Annotated in this window: 1 pseudogene; it reads right to left on the bottom strand. The window is 65.7% G+C overall.

Annotated features, from left to right (window positions below):
* Positions 1 to 286, bottom strand: a pseudogene (locus OO52_RS45775) (alpha-1,4-glucan--maltose-1-phosphate maltosyltransferase); the annotation flags it as partial.

The raw sequence follows: 286 nt of genomic DNA, 5'->3' as shown, positions 1-286 counted from the left end.
GGTGAAGTACGTGTACGACTGCTGGAAACCGATCTGCGCCAGCGTGTGCATCATCGCCGGGCGGGTGAACGCCTCCGCCAGGAAGATCACGTCCGGGTCTCGGCGGTTGACCTCCGCGATGACCCGCTCCCAGAACACCACCGGTTTGGTGTGCGGGTTGTCGACCCGGAAGATCCGCACCCCGTGTCCCATCCAGTGCCGCAGCACGCGCACCGTCTCGGCGACCAGGCCGTCCATGTCGGCGTCGAACGCGATGGGGTAGATGTCCTGGTACTTCTTCGGCGGG

Origin of the sequence: Streptomyces flaveolus (genome assembly GCF_000716535.1) — a bacterium.
Taxonomy (GTDB): domain Bacteria; phylum Actinomycetota; class Actinomycetes; order Streptomycetales; family Streptomycetaceae; genus Streptomyces; species Streptomyces flaveolus_A.
Note: the sequence above shows the minus strand (reverse complement) of the source record. Positions and strands in the feature narration are given on the sequence as shown.